We start from the raw sequence: 15,765 nt of genomic DNA, 5'->3' as shown, positions 1-15,765 counted from the left end.
TGGCATCGGTCTGATCAGGCCGACTGCGACGCGTCGGGTGTGGCCCTCGGGGTAGCGCCCTGGCCCGTCACCTCCGTGCTGCAGCAGTCGCACCCAGCGGGCTCGCCGGCGCGCTGGCCGATGCTGGGTGCACAGCACGTGTCGCCCTTCCATGCGTTGATGCCCTCGCGGACCGCGATCGCGGCGATGACAAGAGCGGCGATCGGGTCAGCCCACGACCATCCGAGCAGGCTGTTGAGAAGTAACCCGAGCAACAGTACTGCCGAGAGGTACGTGCACAGCAAAGTCTGTTTGGAGTCGGCCACCGCGCTCAGCGAGCCGAGTTCACGGCCGGCGCGACGTTCCGCCCACGACAAAAGCGGCATGATCAGCAAACTGACTGCCGCCAAGACAATCCCTATCGACGAGTGACGCGCCTCGCCACCAGTACCGAGGAGGGAACGGAGCGAGTCCACGCTCACGTAGGCCGCCAGGGCGAAGAACGAGAACGCGATGATCCGTAACGCGACCTTCTCGCGCCGTTCCGGATCCGAACCCGCAAACTGCCAGGCAACCGCGGCTGCCGACGACACTTCGATGACCGAATCCAGGCCGAAGCCGATCAAGGCCGTCGAGGACACACGCGTGCCCTCGCCGATCGCGATCACAGCTTCGACGACGTTGTAGGCGATGGTCGCCGCGACGAACCACCGAATCCGACGCTGTAGCAACTCCCGACGGGCAACACTCAGCGCCGGCCGACTCGCATCGGGGAGACCCACCGACGGCCGACCCACCGACGGGAGACCCAGCTCTTCGGCCATCAGCAGCAACCATGCTCGTCGGAGGTTGGACAACACGTCGGATCGACCGCGAGAACCAATCCGAGCAAGTCGTCCAAGGCGTGGGCAATCCGGCCGTCGGTCAGCTCGTACCGAGTGCGGCGACCTTCGGGTACCGCAACAACAAGCCCGCATCCCCGCAGGCAAGCAAGATGGTTCGACAAGACCTGGCGTGACACCCCGATCGCCTCGGCCAACTCCGCGGGATACGCGCCACCATTCCGCAGTCGCAGCAGCACCTGCGTACGCGTCGAGTCCGACAACGCGTATCCGAACCTCGTCAGCGCATCGCGTTGACTCGCCGCCACAGTCTCCATGAATACAGACGGTACATCCATTTCTGTATTCACGACAAGCTGAACCCTTTCAGAGCCAGGCCGCCGGGATCGCCGTCGCGCAGCACCCTCGACGACCGTGGAGTCAGCCCCCGAGTTCTCCAAGCCGCCGCGTCGTCGAGTCGGAGCTGCGGCTAACGTCGGGCAGGTGCACTCACTCGCCGACTGGCTGATCGACCTGATCAGGTCGGTTCCGGTGTGGGCGGTCTACCTGATCGCCGGCGGCGTCGTGTTTCTGGAAACCGCGGTCATCTTCGCGGGTCTGATCATGCCCAGCGAGGCACTCCTCCTTGCGGCGGGCGTGGCTGCAGGCGTGGGCAATACCAACCTCGGCGTTCTGATCACGGTGGCCTGTGTGTGCGCGATCGCGGGCGATGCGGTCGGATTCTGGTTCGGAAGAGTGGGCGGCCCGCGCCTGATGGAATCGCCCCTCGGGCGACGGTTCGGCGAACAGCGATGGGAACGGACGCGCGCGCGGCTCAATCAATCCGGAATGTTGATGGTCGCCGCGAGTCGCTGGGTCGGTTACGTCCGCACGCTCATGCCGAGGGTCGCGGGGATGACCGGGATGCAGTTCGTGCGGTTCGGCCTCGCCGACATCGTCGGGGCCGTCAGTTGGGTGACCGCCGTGCTGCTCGCCGGGTACTTCGCAGGCGCAGTCCTAGGTGCGACGATCCTGCTCTACGTCGTGATCGGGTTGGTGTGCTGCGCGGCTGTCTATGTGCTCGTCGTGTTCATCCGGCGTCGACTCGCCGCGCGGGCGTCAGCGGGCGTCGACGGCGTCGTGACTGCGGCTGTAGCGGGTGGCCAACCAGGAGCAGAGAATGAGCTGGATCTGGTGAAAGATCATGAGCGGCAACACGATCAGCCCGACGACTGAGCCGCCGAACAGCACCGTGGCCATCGGTAAGCCGGTGGCGAGGCTCTTCTTGGTACCGCAGAACTGAATCGCGATGGCGTCGGCGCGGCTGAATCCCAGTCGCCGCGCGCTCCACCAGGTGAGTGCGAGCATCACGATGACCAACACCGCAGCGATCACCGCGACCGCCACCACCTGCCACGCACTCACGATCGACCAGATCCCGTTGCGGACGCCCTCGCTGAATGCCGCGTAGACGACGAGCACGATCGACGCTCGGTCGACGAACTTGGTCGGCTCGGCGTATCGCTTGAGGAACGGCGCGACCAGTGGTCTGCAGAGCTGGCCAACGATGAACGGAACCAAGATCTGCAGCAGGATCTGGATGACCGACGACGCCGAGATGTGCACCCCATTCGTACCGCTCATCAGGGCCACCACCAGCAGTGGAGTCAACACAACACCGATGAGGTTCGACGCCGAGGCGCTCACGATCGCCCCTGGGACGTTGCCGCGGGCGATCGAGGTGAACGCGATCGACGACTGCACCGTCGACGGCACCAGCGTCAGGTACAGCAGGCCGGTGTAGAGGTCGTGACCGATCAGCGGTTCGACGAGGGGCCGTATAGCCAGGCCGACGAGTGGGAACACCAGGAACGTGAACGCCAGAATCGTCAGGTGCAGCCGCCAATGTGCCAGCCCGTTGAGCGCTTCACGCGGATGCAGGCGCGCGCCGTAGAGGAAGAACAGGAATCCGATGGCGATCGTGACCGCCCAGTCGAGAACCTCGGCAAAGGTCCCGCGCGCCGGGAAGAACGCGGCCACGACGACCGCAGCGAGAATCGCCAGAACGAAGCCGTCGATCGGAGACCGGGCGAGGAGTCGGCGCACGTCCTATTGAATGGGTGCGCGGTCGGGCTGTGCCGGTGCCGTACCGCTCGACGAATCGTCAGTGCTGCACATGCCGCGCAGCGTGCACGACGCGCAACTATCGGTGCCGCAGTCGGCGGCCGCGCTGGTCTGCTCAGGTTCCGCGGCATGTGCGTCGTCGACGCTGCCGTGATCCGACGAGCAGCAACTGCAGCCCGCATCATCAGCCGGGGCGACGGCGTCGGCCGCGCGCACCGCGTAACCGCTCACAGCGCCGACGATCAGAACACCAGCAACAAGCGCGACTAGTCCGAACACCACCGACCAGCCGCTGTCGACGGCGAGCGTCAGCGCGCCACCGGCGAACAAGATGAGCGCCGCGCCCAGTGTTCCGGGGGCCGCGATGCGGTTGGCCAGCGTGAACACCTCGGCCGAGGCCATCGTCGAATCGGTGCGGACTCCGAAGTATCGGTTGCGCGGGAGTCGGCCGATCAGGCCCGCCACTCCGACCACCAGCCACACCAGGGCCAGCACAAAGACGCATACCGAGACGACGATCGACACCACACTCACCCGACCACCATACTTTTCCCGCCCATCCGACGTCGATTTCAGGGCAGGTGAAGCCACGATTTACCCTGGTGAGGTGAGCACCGCCGACATCTCCACCTCTGAGGGCGCCGCCGATCAGGCGAGCACCGACCCAGCTTCCGCGACTCCGGGGCACCGTTACACCGCCCGACTCGCGGGCGAGATCGAGGAGCGCTGGCAGCGCGAGTGGACTCAGCGCCACGCTTTTGAGGCACCCAACCCGGTCGGACCGCTGGCCGGCGACATGAGTGCCTTCGACGGCAGCGGCCCCGACGCCTCCGACAAGCTCTTCGTCCAGGACATGTTCCCGTACCCGTCCGGCGCGGGCCTGCATGTCGGACATCCGCTCGGCTTCATCGCCAGCGACGTGTTCGCGCGGTTCCAGCGCATGTCGGGCGCCAACGTGCTGCACACCATGGGCTTCGACTCCTTCGGTCTACCGGCAGAGCAGTACGCCGTGCAGACCGGTACGCACCCCCGCACGACGACCGAGGCCAACATCGAGCGCTACCTCGGCCAGATCCGACGCCTCGGCCTCGGGCACGACGAGCGACGTCGAGTCGCCACCACCGACGTCTCGTTCTACCGCTGGACACAGTGGATCTTCCTGCAGATCTACAACGCCTGGTACGACGACGAGGCCGGCAAGGCGCGTCGCATCGACGAGCTGATCGCCGAATTCGACAGCGGTGCACGCACTCTCGACGACGGTCGGGTGTGGGCAGATCTGTCGGCCTCCGAGAAGTCCGACGTCGTCGACTCGTATCGTCTTGTCTACCTGAGTGATTCACTCGTCAACTGGGCACCGGGCCTCGGTACCGTGCTGGCAAACGAAGAGGTCACCGCCGATGGCCGAAGCGACCGCGGGAACTTCCCGGTGTTCCGCAAGCACCTGCGGCAGTGGATGATGCGCATCACTGCGTACTCCGACCGCCTGCTCGACGACCTCGAGGTGCTGGATTGGCCCGAGAAGGTCAAGACCATGCAGCGCAATTGGATTGGGCGTTCGCGCGGTGCCCAGGTGCAGTTCCCCGTACCGGGTGTGCCGGCACAGGCCGATGGCGAGGTGACCGTCGACGTCTTCACCACGCGACCCGACACCCTCTTCGGCGCCACCTACGTGGTGCTTGCCCCCGAACATCCGCTGGTCGACCCGCTCACTGCCGCCGCATGGCCATCGGTTGCCGAGGGCGCGGCGATCGATGAGCGGTGGACCAACGGCGCGTCGACGCCCGCCGAGGCGATCAAGAACTATCGCGCGTCGATCGCGGCGAAGTCTGATCTCGAGCGGCAGGAGAACAAGGAGAAGACCGGCGTCTTCACCGGGTCGTTCGCGACGAATCCGGTTAACGGACAACAGGTTCCGGTCTTCGTCGCCGACTACGTGCTGATGGGCTACGGCACCGGCGCGATCATGGCGGTCCCCGCACACGACTCACGCGACTACGAGTTCGCGACGGTCTTCGGACTGCCCATCGTCGAGGTCATCGGCTCCGAGGCAGGCATCTCTGAGGAGGCATACGTCGGCGACGGTCCGCTGGTGAACTCGGGCTTCCTCGACGGCAAGAACGTCGATGACGCGAAGACCGCGATCATCGAATGGCTCGAAGAGCAGGGCACCGGACAGGGCACCGTGCAGTACAAACTGCGCGATTGGCTCTTCGCCCGTCAGCGCTACTGGGGCGAGCCGTTCCCGATCGTCTACGACGAGGAGGGCCGCGCGCACGCACTGCCCGAATCGATGCTGCCCGTTGAGCTTCCGGAGGTCGAGGACTACGCGCCCGTCGCCTTCGACCCCGACGACGCCGACAGTGAGCCGAGTCCGCCGCTGGAGAAGGCATCGGACTGGATCCACGTCGAACTCGATCTCGGCGACGGTCCGAAGAAGTATCGGCGTGACGCAAATGTCATGCCGCAGTGGGCCGGAAGCTCCTGGTATCAACTGCGCTACATCGACCCGACCAACGAAGAAGAGTTCTGCGCCAGGGAGAACGAGGCGTACTGGATGGGTCCGCGGCCGGAGCTGCACGGTCTCAGTGATCCGGGCGGACTCGACCTCTACATCGGCGGCGTTGAGCACGCCGTTCTGCACCTGCTGTATTCGCGCTTCTGGCACAAGGTGCTCTTCGACCTCGGCTACGTCACCAGCAGTGAGCCGTATCGAAAGTTGTTCAACCAGGGCATGATCCAGGCGTACGCCTACACCGATTCACGCGGCATCTACGTGCCTGCCGAAGAGGTCACCGAGGTCGACGGCGAGTTCGTCTACAACGGTGAGAAGGTCACGCAGGAGTACGGCAAGATGGGCAAGTCGCTGAAGAACTCGGTGACTCCCGACGACATCGCCGCCGAGTACGGCGCAGATACGTTGCGGCTCTACGAGATGTACATGGGCCCACTCGATCAGTCGCGTCCGTGGGCAACGAAAGACGTTGTGGGACTGCAGCGATTCCTGCAGCGCGCATGGCGCCTGGTCGTCGACGAGGAGTCCGGTGCCGTCCGCGTCGCCGACATCGAACCCGACGACGAGACACTTCGCCTGCTGCACAAGACAATCGCGGAGGTCCGTGAGGATTACAACGGCCTGCGCGACAACATCGCCGTCGCCGCGCTGATCAAACTGACCAGTCATCTGACCAAGCAGTTCCCCGACGGCGCGCCGCGCAGCACCGTCGAACAGCTCGTCCTGATGCTCGCGCCACTCGCGCCGCACATCTCCGAGGAGCTGTGGTCGCGGCTGGGCCACGACGAACTGCTGGTGCGCGGACCGTTCCCGGTCGCCGACGAGCGCTACCTTGTCGACGACACCGTCGAGATCCCGATCCAGGTCAAGGGCAAGGTCCGCAGCCGCATCACGGTGCCCGCCGACGCCGACGAGGAGACGATCCGCGCCGCAGCACTCGACGACGAGAAGATCCTCGCGATCCTCGACGGCCAGCCGCCGCGCAAGGTGATCGTCGTGCCCGGCCGAATGGTGAACATCGTCCCGTAGCGGGCCGCGGGGTTCGCTCGTCGAGCGCTACGCCCGCTGGTCGAGCGCCCACTCGCTGGTCGAGCCTGTCGAGACCACCCGCCGAATGGTCGAGACCCCCGCCCGCTGGTCGAGCTACCCACTCGCTGGTCGAGCTTGTCGAGACCACCCCGCGCTGGTCGGGCGCCACCCCGCGCTGGTCGAGCTGCCCCCGCTGGTCGAGCGCTGCCCCCGCTGGTCGAGCTTGTCGAGACCACCCGCCGCGCCCTCGTGCCCGTTTCCGCTGGTCGAGCTTGTCGCTACGATCTGACTCGTGACGTCCGACGATGACACCACTCCCGGCTCGACGCCGCCTGACGACAAGCCCGTGCCGTCGGGTCCGGCGCGTGTTGGCGAGTTCCTCACGCGCGCCGACCGGACGCCCTCGCTGATCCGTGCTGCGCAGCTTCCGCGAAAGCTGACGCCCGAGACGGTCCCCGAACTCGACCTCTCACGTCCGACGCGCCTCTCCGATCGCATGGAGAAGCTGCTGACCGGGAGCGATCGGTCGCCCAGCGCGTCGCGCGAGCTCGCACTCAGCGTCGTGAAGGTGTGGCAGGCGCTCGTCGATCGCAGGTCGTCGACCGCCACCGCGAACGGCGACGTGACGGTCCTGTTCACCGACCTCGTCGGATTCTCGTCGTGGGCCCTACGCGCAGGTGACGACAGCGTGCTGTCGCTGATCGGTGAGGTCAATCGGGTGAGCAGCGACATCGTCGGCGCTCATCGCGGCCGAATCGTGAAGTCGCTCGGCGATGGCGTGATGGCGGTGTTCCCCGACGCGGCCGACGCGATCCTCGCCGCGTTCGAACTGTGCGGAGCCGTCAGCGCGATCACGCACGACGACTACCGCGCGCAGCTGCGCGCCGGAGTGCACACCGGAACTCCGCGGCAGGTCGGTGGCGACTACCTCGGTGTCGACGTGAACATCGCGGCCCGCGTCGCCGATGCCGCCGGAACCGGCGAGGTACTGGCCACCAGCGATGCGCTGCAGTCCGCGGACGGGCTCCAATTGCTCAGCCGCAAGAGACGTTTCAAGGCGAAGGGCACACCGCGCGACCTCGAAGTATTCGCTGTCGTGCCGCTTCTCGATGAGTGAGTAGGCCGTCAGCGATAGAACGGCGGCGAGACGTCCGGGTCGTCGGCGACCGTGTCGATACGTGTATCCCGGAGAAGATCCGCGATGGCCGCTGCCGATGCACCGATCGTCGCGAAGTGCGGATCGATGTCTTCGGTGAAGCACCACGCTCTATCGGCAGGCCAGACGAATGCGGGCGCGGGCAGAATCGAGTGTCCGTGTCGCGGCGTTGGCTCGGGTTCGGGCGGCAGCCAACCCAGCATGTCGGTGTCGCCGACGAACAGATGGTAGTCACGCATGGATGCTCCCAGCTCGTCGCGGATTTCGACGATGGGCACGCCATCACTCAGCAGTTCTGGATAACCACACCCGGCCCAGATCAGGTAATAGATCTCATCGGGTGTGGTGGTATGCGGACGCAGATCCTCGACTGCGACGGCGATCTGCCACAAATCGCCTGGTCCCGAGACTGATTCGACGTCGGTCTCACGTTGCCCCGGAAATGCGGGGTCGGGTATGTGCAACAGACGTGCATACGCATCAAAGCCGCGGGGCCCGCGGGTCACCGCTCGGGGCCAGTCTCGCCCGTCGGCCATCAGCCAGTCGGCCACCGAGGCGTCGTCGAATCGTCGGACAGTCATGGGGTTTCACAATGGCATTCGACGACGCTACAGCCAACAGAATTTCGGGAGACAGGATTTCGGGAGCCATGCCTTTCGCGAGCTACGTCGAGTCACTCACTTCGGCGGCAACGATCGCGCATAGCCGACGCCCACGCCGACCCATTTCTCGAGCTGACGCTTGGTGCGGATGCCGTCAGTCGAGACCCGTAACCAGCCACGCGTCTCCCGACCCGACATGACCATCGGGGCGGTGTGCGCTTTGGCCAGGTAGGCGTCGGTCTCGTCGGGCGGCACGCGCACCAGCAGTCCACCTTGCCCGCTCGCCGCAACGGCCATGTTGCCGTCGACCAAGAACGCGAGGCCGCCGAACATCGACTTCTCGGCGACGCCACTCTCACCCGACAGCAGCTCGCGGATGCGGTAGGCGAGATCGTCGTCGTAGGCCATGTGGCCAGCGTAAACGGGCTCCGAGCTGCACGGGTCGGTTACGGCTGACGGACGACGCCCCGCAGGAGCGGAAAGCACCTGGGGGGAGGGCTGGAAATCTATCTTACCGCGCAGTAAGATACCGGCATGGCAATCAACCTCGAGCTCCCGCAGAAGCTCGCCCCGGTGACCGAGCAGGCGCATCTCGCCGCCGAGCACATCTTCCGGCCCATCTCGCGCACGTACGACAAGGCCGAGCACACCTACCCCCAGGAGCTCGACGAGCTCGGCAAACTCGCTCGCGAAGCCGCCCGCAAGGGACGCGAGTCCGACGCCGCGGACAAGTCGTCGGCGAAGAAGTCGGACGTCGTCAACGGCGGCAACATGCGTGCGGTGCTGCACGGCGTCGAAATGGGTTGGGGCGACGTCGCGCTCATGCTGTCGATTCCGTATCAGGGTCTGGGTAACGCCGCGATCGCCGCGGTGGCCAACCCTGAGCAGCTCGAGAAGTTCAAGGACGTCTGGGCGTCGATGGCGATCACCGAGCCGAGCTTCGGCTCCGACTCGGCCGCCGTCAGCACCACCGCGACACTCGACGGCGACGAGTACGTCATCAACGGCGAGAAGATCTTTGTGACCGCGGGGTCGCGCGCCGATCACGTCGTCGTGTGGGCGACCGTCGACAAGAGTGCCGGCCGTGCCGCGATCAAGAGCTTCGTCGTACCGATGGACACCGAGGGTGTGTCGGTCGTCCGCCTCGAGCACAAGCTCGGCATCAAGGCGTCCGACACCGCGGTGCTGCGCTTCGAGAACGCCCGTGTGCCCGCCGAAAACCTGCTCGGCTCAACGGAAGTCGACACCAAGAAAGCGTTCGCGGGTGTCATGCAGACCTTCGACAACACGCGTCCGCTCGTCGCGGCGATGGCCGTCGGCCTCGGTCGTGCGGCACTCGAGGAACTGCGCGCAACCCTCGAGGGCGCCGGACACGTCATCGACTACGACAAGCCCGCCGCCAATCAGGCAGCAGCTGTCCACGACTTCATTCGCCTCGAATCCGATTGGGAAGCTTCGTGGTTGCTTGCGATCCGCGCCGCGTGGATGGCCGATAACAAGCAGCCGAACTCGACCGAGGCGTCGATGTCGAAGGCCAAGGCGGGCCGCATGGTCACCGAACTGACCAACAAGGCAGTCGAGATCGGTGGCACCGCAGGCTATTCCGAGGTCGGGCTGCTCGAGAAGTGGGCTCGCGACTCGAAGATCCTCGACATCTTCGAGGGCACACAGCAGATCCAGCAACTGATCATCGCGCGACGCGTGCTCGGCAAGTCGAGCAGCGAGCTGAAGTAGCGGTCGCGATACCCACTCGACGGGATAAGGCGCACAGTCGACGGGATAAGGCGCACAGTCGGCCGGATACAGCACCCAGTCGACGCCGGGTGCTCAGCGGAGCACGCGGCGTCGAAGTTCCTCGTCGCGCTGTAGGCGGAGCCACTCGCGGTGTCGGCGTTGGGCCGCAACGGCATTGAGCACGTCCACGTCGTCGGCCCCGGCAGGTGGCGCTGGTGAGATGTACGGCGCGAGCGTCTGCACCAACTGCCTTGCGAGAGCGGCACGTAGGACGTCGTCGCGTATCGACGGCGCTTGATGGAGGAAGCCGCGGATCAGCATGGCCTGGTGGTCGGTCAGAACCCCGATGTCGGCGGTGCGCGCCCACTCTGCGAGGTATGGCGGCATGACCGCGGTGCCTGCGACCTCCAGCGAACGCCGGTCGCGGATCACGTAGGTGCCTGCGACGAGATCGCCGACGCGCTTGTCCTTGCGGCTGATGGCAGCACACACAATCGCGGGCACACCGAAGAATACGAAGATCTCGACGACGCCGACGAGAGACCGCGTGAACGCGTGTCGGAAACCGATCGGCCCGGCGTCGTCGCGCACCGTGCGCAAGCCGAGCGCCCAATGCCCCAACGACTTTCCACGACTGAGCGTCTCCACCGCCGTCGGCAGGACGATCAACGCCAGCACCGACGAGAGTGCAAACGCACCCGCCAGCACAGCGCCGTCGCGCAGGCTCACGCCGACCTTCGCCGACACCCAGATCAACGCGATGAGTACGACGAGAGCGATCGCGACGTCGATCACTCCCGACACGATCCGCCGACCGAGCGACGCCGGCGGAAGGTCCAGTGCGACTGCCTCACCCGAGACGAGGTCGTTGCGGCCGAGCCCGACCGTCCCGCCCGTGTACGTGATTGGTCCCGCGTACATGGTCGGCCCTACATGCATGTTCGGCCCCGGGTACATACGCACTACCGTAGCGGCTGCGGTGGCGCGAACGTAGCGTCTCGTGGGCTACGCGAATGATCCCTCCCGACAGGGGTACAGCCGTGCCCGTGGTCTGGCTAGGCTACCGATGTGGATCTCGACGCCTACGTACGAGCGAAGTCACCGACGTGGCAGAGACTCGACGAACTCTCACGCAAACGACGCCTCACCGGCGCCGAATCCGACGAGATCCTCGACGCCTATCAACGCACGGCCACGCACCTTTCGGTGATCCGATCGTCGGCGCCAGACCGTGCGGTAATCGCTTACTTGTCGACGCTGCTGGCACGCGCGCGTGGGCACGCACTCGGGTCGACCGTGACCACGTGGGACCAACTGGTGCGGTACGTCACGACGACTCTGCCCGCTGCGCTCTACAGCACTCGGCGGTGGTGGCTGACGGTGTTGGTCGTCTCGATCGCGTTCGCCGTCGGCATCGGCTGGTGGCTCCTCGACCACCCGACCATGGAGCACACGTTCGGGTCGCGGGAGCAGATCGAGCACCTCGTCAACGACGACTTCGAGAACTACTACTCCGAGAACGCCGCGTCGTCGTTCGCGTTCGAGGTCTGGACAAACAACTTCCGACTTGCGTTGCTGTGCATCGCCTTCGGGGTCTTCGGATTCCCGGTGATCTGGATGCTTTACCAGAATATTCTCAACCTCGCGGTGACGGGTTCGATCATGATCAACCACGGTCGGGCCGACCTCTTCTTCGGTCTCATCACCCCGCACGGGCTACTCGAACTCACGTGTCTGTTCGTGGCGGCGGGGGTCGGGCTGCGCATCTTCTGGTCCTGGGTCGCGCCCGGCGACCGCAAGCGCTCGGATTCGCTTGCCGAGGCCGGACGTACCGCCATCGCCATCGGTATCGGATTGGTTGTGCTGCTGCTCATCTGCGGAGCCATCGAAGCGTTCGTGACCCCATCGGGTCTCCCGACGTGGGCGCGCATCGGTATCGGCGTCACCGTGTGGGTCGGGTTCCTCTTGTACGCGCTGGTGCTCGGACGTCGCGCCCACGATCGCGGTGCCACAGGCGATCTCGACGAGATCGACCGCGGGTACAGCCTCCCCGTCGCCTGACAGATGCTCGGGGAGTCAAGCTGCTCAAAGCATTCCGCGCGACTTCAGCAGTAGGTAGTGGTCGGCGAGCGCTGCGGGAAGCTTGTCGGGCGCTGCATCCATGACGTCAACGCCGAGGCGGCGCAACCCCGACGCCGTGCGGCCCCGCAACGTCAGCGTGCGCACCGCCGCAGCGGCGTCGTAGATCTCGCGGACGTCGTCGCGACGTTCGGCCATCTCGTCGAGCATCGGGTCGGATACCGATCCGATGACGACCTGGTAGTGCTGTGCGAGTGCGGCGAGCGGCGGCAGCAGCGACTCCTCGACCGCGGCTGGTTCGAGCGGCGTCAGCAACACCACGAGTGCTCGCTGACGCGACACCTTGCTCACCTCGGTGCACAGCATCGGCCAATCTGCCTCCACCAGAGCGGGTTCGAGCGGCGCCATCGCGGTCACGAGGTCGCTCAGCAACGTTGTGCGTGGCGCTCCGATGACCCGGCGGTGCACGATGCGATCGCCCGCGATGAAGTCGACCCGATCGCCCGCGTGCGAAGCCAGCGACGCCAGCAGCAGCGCGGCATCCATCGCGGCGTCGAGTCGCGGCGCGTCACCGACACGACCGGCCGACGTCCGCGACGTGTCGAGCACGATCACGATGTGCCGGTCCTTCTCCGGTTGCCAGGTGCGGACGACGACGGAGCGACGTCGAGCGGTGGCACGCCAGTCGATGCTGCGTACGTCGTCGCCTTCGACATAGTCACGCAGGGAGTCGAATTCGGTGCCCTGTCCCCGGGTGCGCACAGCTGACCGGCCGTCTAGCTGCCGCAGGTACGCCAGCCGCGAGGGCAAATGCTTGCGCGCGGTGAAGACGGGCAGCGCACGTACGAAGCCCGGAACGACCACGGTGCGCTGCCGGGCGCAGAGTCCGAGCGGACTGAGTCGTCGAACTGTCACGCCGACGGCCAGTCGGTCACCGCGGCGGGTGGGGGTGAGAGTCGTCGTCATCGACTCTGATTGCTGTGGGCCAAGATATACCGGCCGTGGTGTCGTCGGGTCCGCACCTGCGGACGGCTGCCATGCGTCGCGGATCACACCACGGAAACGACTACCGGACAAGTTGCGCACCAGCAGCGTCGTCTGGGTGGATTGGCCGAGCTGAACCGGACCGCACGGCACTCGACGCAATTCGAGAGTGCGCGTGGGGTTTCCGACGACGGCGAGGTCGATCAGCAGTAGCGCGACGCATACCGCGACCCAGGCCAACACCACCCAGTAGTGCGGGAACAACACCGTCGGAATGGCCCCCGCGAGGACGAGCGCGAAGAAGCGGCCGGTGATGACCATCAGCGTGGGACGGGAACGGAACCGATCGCCGCAGCCAGCACCGCGCCGACCGAGACTCCCTCGAGCTCGGCCTCCGGACGCAGCGAAAGGCGGTGCGCAAGAGTCGCTTGCGCCATCATCTGCACGTCGTCGGGTGTGACGAAGTCACGTCCGCTCAGCCACGCCCACGCGCGACTCGTGCCGAGGAGTGCGGTGGCACCGCGCGGGCTGACCCCGAGCGAGAGCGACGGCGACATCCTGGTCGCGCGGGCGATATCTACGATGTAGGCGGCGATCTGCGGTGCCACAGCCACCCGTCGCACCGCCGCGGCGCCCGCGATCACATCGGAGCCCGAGGCGACCGGTCGCAGACCGGCAGCAGCCAGATCGTGTGGATCGAATCCCGCTGCGTGCCTTGCCAACACCGTGATCTCATCGTCGCGCGGTGGGATCGGCAGGGTGACCTTCAGCAGGAATCGGTCGAGCTGCGCCTCCGGAAGCGGATAGGTGCCCTCATATTCGATGGGGTTCTGTGTCGCCGCGACGAGGAACGGCTCGGGCAGGGCGCGCGGCACCCCGTCGACGGATACCTGCGCTTCTTCCATCGCTTCGAGCAGCGACGCCTGCGTCTTGGGTGGCGTTCGGTTGATCTCGTCCGCGAGAAGCAGATTGGTGAACACCGGACCCTCCCGGAAACTGAACTCCGACGCCGCGGCGTCGAAGATCAGTGATCCGGTAACGTCGCCTGGCATCAGGTCGGGGGTGAACTGCACGCGCGTGGTGTCGACGTCGAGGGCAGCAGCGACAGACCGCACCAACAGCGTCTTGGCCACTCCCGGAACGCCTTCGAGCAGGATGTGACCGCGACACAGCAGCGCGATCAGCATCCCGGAGACCGCAGTATCCTGTCCCACAACGGCTTTGCCGACCTCGGCACGTACCGCATTCAGGCGGGCACGCGCCGACGTCGAGAATTCATCTGCGCCTGGCGAAGCCGTGTTGCCGCCCGCCACAGGCGGATACGATGCGGGCCGCGGCGGTGCGGACGGTGCCGAGTGTGGTGGAGTTGAGGGTGCGGTCATGGTGTGCCCCGGACTTCCTTCTCTAGAGCGGTCAATTCAGTGGTGAAGACGACCAGCGCATCGTCGCCCTCGGGCAACCGGCCGGTCAGGAGTCGTGCGACGTCGCGGGCGTCTCGGTGCGTCGTCGCTGCCGCCACGCTGATGATCGCGGCGACAGACGAGTCGGAACCGTCCGGTGCCCACACGCCCGAGTCATCGCGTTCGTCGGAGGCGTCGAGCGCGTCGAGGGCGTGCACTGGGTCGTAGTGGAGTCCGAGGTACCCCGCGATGCGCGAGATGGTGCGGATGCGCAGGATCGCCGCGGCACGACTATCGGCTCCGGCGCGATGGTAGAGCCGTCCACGGGCCTGCGTGGTCTCGATCGCCTTGACGACGGCGGGTAGCGGCTCGGTGACCATGGGTCCGAATCGTCGTCCACGCCACAGCATCAGCGCGAAGACAGCGAACGCTGCCAGCAGGAAACCGGGGCCGATCCAACGCGGAATCTGAGAACGCGGGTCGGAGTCGGGCTCACCCGGTTCAGGTGGTCGATCGCCAAAGCTCGGAATGAACCAGATGAGGCGACCGGAGGAGGCGAGCACGCGGAGGGCAACGCCCGCATTGTCGTCCTCGCCGAGGTTTGCGTTGTGCCAGAAGTCGCCGTCCGTCACGACGATCTCGGGGTGCGAGGTCGTCGCGGGTACCACGACCATCTGTCCCGGCCGATCGACCACATCTGAACCGGTGTCGGTGTCGTCGGGAAAGCAGGATGCCGCCGGCTGCGTCGGCGTGTACCTGGCGGCCGACGAGTACGAACCAACGCCGATGCCCTGTGACGAGATGACGTCGTCGGGGGCGATCCCGATGAGCGAGCACGCTGCCGTTGATCGGTTTTGCGCGACCAGTGCAACGGTCACCGGCAGCCCCAGCGCCGCCAGCGCGTTGTCGGTCGGGGAGACCAACACCACGCGCTTGACGTCGCGGAACTTGTCGAGGAGGTACGACGCGTTGGCCGCGGTGAGAGCGCCGGAGCCGCTCAAGACGACGGTATCGTCGGCGCCCGGCGTCGTGCGATCGCGGAGTTCGTCGAGCCCCCGCGCCACGGTGACGTCGACACCGTGATCGCTGATCACCTTCGTGACGGCACGAGCACCCGTCGGCCCGAGGTTGTCGGGATCGCCCGCCACCGAGTTGCTCGGTGTCTGCGGCTTCGGCTTCGACGACGGCGCGCCGCCCAGCGCGAGGGCGGCGACGAGCACGACGATCAGTACAGCAACCACGACTCCGAGGACAATCAACCACGTTCGACGTCGATTTCGCGGAAGCGACGGAGCTGGGCCGGACCGACCCTCGGGAGCCGTGGGCGGCGCGCTCATGGGTG

Annotated in this window: 15 protein-coding genes; 5 read left to right on the top strand and 10 right to left on the bottom strand. The window is 66.2% G+C overall.

Going from position 1 to position 15,765, the window contains the following annotated elements; all coding sequences use genetic code 11:
* Positions 1-14: 14 nt before the first annotated feature.
* Together RND64_RS22875 and RND64_RS22870 are read right to left on the bottom strand one after the other, a co-directional pair.
* Positions 15-803 carry a cation transporter gene (locus RND64_RS22875; protein ID WP_082938084.1) on the bottom strand — a complete coding sequence of 263 codons (789 nt, stop codon included), beginning with the start codon at positions 801-803 and terminating at the stop codon, positions 15-17.
* Positions 803-1,138, bottom strand: a complete 336-nt coding sequence (locus RND64_RS22870; RefSeq protein WP_082938083.1) for an ArsR/SmtB family transcription factor — start codon at positions 1,136-1,138, stop codon at positions 803-805. Before RND64_RS22870 ends, RND64_RS22875 begins: the two co-directional genes overlap by 1 nt.
* Before the next feature lie 97 nt (positions 1,139-1,235).
* Between RND64_RS22870 and RND64_RS22865 the strand changes: the two genes are divergently transcribed.
* Positions 1,236-2,036 carry a DedA family protein gene (locus RND64_RS22865; protein ID WP_331436319.1) on the top strand — a complete coding sequence of 267 codons (801 nt, stop codon included), beginning with the start codon at positions 1,236-1,238 and terminating at the stop codon, positions 2,034-2,036.
* On the opposite strand, the gene RND64_RS22860 is transcribed toward RND64_RS22865, so the two are convergent.
* Complete coding sequence (locus RND64_RS22860) at positions 1,920-2,906, bottom strand: bile acid:sodium symporter family protein (protein ID WP_064865747.1); 987 nt, start codon at positions 2,904-2,906, stop codon at positions 1,920-1,922. The two genes, RND64_RS22865 and RND64_RS22860, sit on opposite strands and share 117 nt — an antisense overlap.
* Positions 2,907-2,909: 3 nt before the next feature.
* On the bottom strand, positions 2,910-3,458 hold the full coding sequence (locus RND64_RS22855; protein ID WP_049699218.1) for an SdpI family protein: 549 nt from the start codon (positions 3,456-3,458) through the stop codon (positions 2,910-2,912).
* A gap of 88 nt (positions 3,459-3,546) precedes the next feature.
* Between RND64_RS22855 and leuS the strand changes: the two genes are divergently transcribed.
* Together leuS and RND64_RS22845 are read left to right on the top strand one after the other, a co-directional pair.
* On the top strand, positions 3,547-6,468 hold the full coding sequence (gene leuS / locus RND64_RS22850) for a leucine--tRNA ligase (RefSeq protein WP_414651991.1): 2,922 nt from the start codon (positions 3,547-3,549) through the stop codon (positions 6,466-6,468).
* A gap of 292 nt (positions 6,469-6,760) precedes the next feature.
* Positions 6,761-7,585, top strand: coding sequence for an adenylate/guanylate cyclase domain-containing protein (locus tag RND64_RS22845; RefSeq protein ID WP_049699220.1), 825 nt, complete (start codon positions 6,761-6,763; stop codon positions 7,583-7,585).
* A gap of 8 nt (positions 7,586-7,593) precedes the next feature.
* Here the strand turns inward: RND64_RS22845 and RND64_RS22840 are convergent, their stop codons facing one another.
* Positions 7,594-8,205, bottom strand: coding sequence for a hypothetical protein (locus RND64_RS22840; protein WP_049699221.1), 612 nt, complete (start codon positions 8,203-8,205; stop codon positions 7,594-7,596).
* 96 nt (positions 8,206-8,301) lie between these two features.
* Positions 8,302-8,634, bottom strand: a complete 333-nt coding sequence (locus RND64_RS22835) for a TfoX/Sxy family protein (protein ID WP_049699222.1) — start codon at positions 8,632-8,634, stop codon at positions 8,302-8,304.
* A 126-nt stretch (positions 8,635-8,760) separates the two neighbouring features.
* Here RND64_RS22835 and RND64_RS22830 point away from each other — a divergent pair, with 126 nt between their 5' ends.
* On the top strand, positions 8,761-9,960 hold the full coding sequence (locus RND64_RS22830; protein WP_049699223.1) for an acyl-CoA dehydrogenase family protein: 1,200 nt from the start codon (positions 8,761-8,763) through the stop codon (positions 9,958-9,960).
* A gap of 93 nt (positions 9,961-10,053) precedes the next feature.
* Here RND64_RS22830 and RND64_RS22825 read toward each other — a convergent pair whose 3' ends face one another.
* On the bottom strand, positions 10,054-10,881 hold the full coding sequence (locus tag RND64_RS22825) for an RDD family protein (protein ID WP_231894302.1): 828 nt from the start codon (positions 10,879-10,881) through the stop codon (positions 10,054-10,056).
* A gap of 147 nt (positions 10,882-11,028) precedes the next feature.
* On the opposite strand from RND64_RS22825, the gene RND64_RS22820 reads away from it, so the two are divergent.
* Positions 11,029-12,021, top strand: coding sequence for a stage II sporulation protein M (locus tag RND64_RS22820; protein WP_049699224.1), 993 nt, complete (start codon positions 11,029-11,031; stop codon positions 12,019-12,021).
* Positions 12,022-12,045: 24 nt separating this feature from the next.
* Here the strand turns inward: RND64_RS22820 and RND64_RS22815 are convergent, their stop codons facing one another.
* The 3 genes from RND64_RS22815 to RND64_RS22805 are packed head-to-tail and all read right to left on the bottom strand — an operon-like array spanning position 12,046 to position 15,760.
* Positions 12,046-13,344, bottom strand: coding sequence for a DUF58 domain-containing protein (locus tag RND64_RS22815; RefSeq protein ID WP_049699225.1), 1,299 nt, complete (start codon positions 13,342-13,344; stop codon positions 12,046-12,048).
* The gene (locus RND64_RS22810; protein ID WP_270486463.1) at positions 13,344-14,405 is read right to left on the bottom strand and encodes an AAA family ATPase; all 1,062 of its coding nucleotides are present in this window, start codon (positions 14,403-14,405) and stop codon (positions 13,344-13,346) included. The genes RND64_RS22815 and RND64_RS22810 overlap by 1 nt, the downstream gene beginning before the upstream one ends.
* Positions 14,402-15,760 carry a DUF4350 domain-containing protein gene (locus tag RND64_RS22805; RefSeq protein WP_235434363.1) on the bottom strand — a complete coding sequence of 453 codons (1,359 nt, stop codon included), beginning with the start codon at positions 15,758-15,760 and terminating at the stop codon, positions 14,402-14,404. Before RND64_RS22805 ends, RND64_RS22810 begins: the two co-directional genes overlap by 4 nt.
* Between the last annotated feature and the right edge of the window lie 5 nt (positions 15,761-15,765).

This window comes from Gordonia sp. w5E2 (assembly GCF_036540975.1).
Classification (GTDB): Bacteria; Actinomycetota; Actinomycetes; order Mycobacteriales; family Mycobacteriaceae; genus Gordonia; species Gordonia jacobaea.
This window is presented reverse-complemented; position numbering and strand designations above follow the sequence as displayed.

Excerpts from the sequence above, each read along its gene's own strand:
- RND64_RS22875 (WP_082938084.1), bottom strand. The coding sequence starts at position 803 with ATGGCCGAAGAGCTGGGTCTCCCGTCGGTGGGTCGGCCGTCGGTGGGT.
- RND64_RS22870 (WP_082938083.1), bottom strand. The coding sequence starts at position 1,138 with ATGGAGACTGTGGCGGCGAGTCAACGCGATGCGCTGACGAGGTTCGGA.
- RND64_RS22840 (WP_049699221.1), bottom strand. The coding sequence starts at position 8,205 with ATGACTGTCCGACGATTCGACGACGCCTCGGTGGCCGACTGGCTGATG.
- RND64_RS22835 (WP_049699222.1), bottom strand. The coding sequence starts at position 8,634 with ATGGCCTACGACGACGATCTCGCCTACCGCATCCGCGAGCTGCTGTCG.
- RND64_RS22830 (WP_049699223.1), top strand. The coding sequence starts at position 8,761 with ATGGCAATCAACCTCGAGCTCCCGCAGAAGCTCGCCCCGGTGACCGAG.
- RND64_RS22825 (WP_231894302.1), bottom strand. The coding sequence starts at position 10,881 with ATGTACGCGGGACCAATCACGTACACGGGCGGGACGGTCGGGCTCGGC.
- RND64_RS22815 (WP_049699225.1), bottom strand. The coding sequence starts at position 13,344 with ATGGTCATCACCGGCCGCTTCTTCGCGCTCGTCCTCGCGGGGGCCATT.
- RND64_RS22810 (WP_270486463.1), bottom strand. The coding sequence starts at position 14,405 with ATGACCGCACCCTCAACTCCACCACACTCGGCACCGTCCGCACCGCCG.
- RND64_RS22805 (WP_235434363.1), bottom strand. The coding sequence starts at position 15,760 with ATGAGCGCGCCGCCCACGGCTCCCGAGGGTCGGTCCGGCCCAGCTCCG.